The 1,474-nt window shown below is 41.6% G+C and carries 1 protein-coding gene; it reads right to left on the bottom strand.

Features of this window, described 5'->3' with window-relative positions:
- Window positions 1-79: 79 nt before the first annotated feature.
- Window positions 80-1,474: IS1182 family transposase (locus EZ456_RS24970; protein ID WP_131534937.1), on the bottom strand; the 1,395-nt coding region annotated here is incomplete at its 5' end.

The raw sequence follows: 1,474 nt of genomic DNA, 5'->3' as shown, positions 1-1,474 counted from the left end.
CGAACTTTACGTTCGACATTGAGAACTGGAGCACATTGTTAGTTTTTCCCAGAAGATTCTTTGGATTATTATCCTTTTTTTAGAATTTGAGGATTCTTTTAAGATTAACCACGAATATCGCAAGTGCACCTTGCATTTTCATGCTTTCCAGGCCATAGGAGTTCGCCCTGTCATATCCATGAACATTTTTCAATTCACTATTTTTCGCCTCAATTTTATATCTGTGTCGTGATTTTTCCCTGAAGTACCCGCTTTGTTGGAATATTTCCTGCTCTTTATGCTCATCTGGTTTTATTGCGACCGAGTATGTCCTGCTTTTGGCTTCCGGTTTGTAGCAGCCGTCCTTTAACGGGCACACTCTGCATTTTTCGATATCGAAATAATAGGTCATTGACTGATTGCTCTTATCTACCTTTTTGCCCTGCACCCGTTTGTACATAGCCAGGTGCCCTGCAGGGCATACGAACATATCAGCGTCTTTATTATAATCAAACTTTTCTTCCTCTTTTCTGGTGCCATGGGTAATAGCAGGGTTCATCTTGGCAACTATCCTTACTTTATTGCCGTTCACATCGCTGAGCTTGAGGTTATTCTTCCCGGAATAGGCTGCATCACCTATGATTGTATCTACCTCCATTCCATTGGCCTGGGTCCCGCTCAACAGTTTTGGCAGTTCAGGACCATCTCCCTTTTCTGCTGAGGTAACAACAGCAGCTGTTATAATGCGCTCCTCTGTCATTGCCAAATGAGTTTTGTAACCAAAAAAACTGCTGTCGGCTGTTTTGTGGCCAATCCTGGCATCCATATCTTTGGATATTGCATAATTCTCGTGGGTATCTTCAACTGTTTCCTTCAATAGGTTCAGTTTCTCCTTTACTGCAGGGATTTCACTTAGTGCTTCATCAGATTCGATAAGTTTTTGTAGTTTACTGCAGTATTCTATTTCCTTTAGGATATCATTTGATTCATTCTTCTCGGGCATCCGAGTTTTGAAATCATCATCCATTGAATACACTGCTCTTCGCAGCAACTTTGAACGTTGCCTGAGTACCTCAAGAGGTGAGTATGGGTTGGATCTTGAAAGTGAATGTGTAGCATCGACAATGATGGACTTGGATTTAATAATACCTTTTTCCAGCGCTAAAGAGACGGTTTTTCCAATCAGCAGGTTTAAAAGATCCATGTCCTTAAGACGAAGCTTTCGGAACTTGGTCAGAGAGCTTGGATTTATCACGTCCTCTTCAGGGGACATCTCCAGAAAATATTTAAAGGACATATCGTAGCGGGAACGCTCTACGACATCGACATCAGAAACGGTATAGATCGTCTTCAGCAACAAATATTTAAACATGCGTACCGGACTCTCAGCGTTACGCCCGTTGTCCGGACAGTACTTGCCCATTAGCTCATCATAGATAAAGCTAAAATCTATAAGCTCACTAATCTTGCGAAGTAAATTCTCCTTAGGAATAAT

Origin of the sequence: Pedobacter psychrodurus, from assembly GCF_004331735.1 — a bacterium.
In the GTDB taxonomy this organism is placed as follows: domain Bacteria; phylum Bacteroidota; class Bacteroidia; order Sphingobacteriales; family Sphingobacteriaceae; genus Pedobacter; species Pedobacter psychrodurus.
This window is presented reverse-complemented; position numbering and strand designations above follow the sequence as displayed.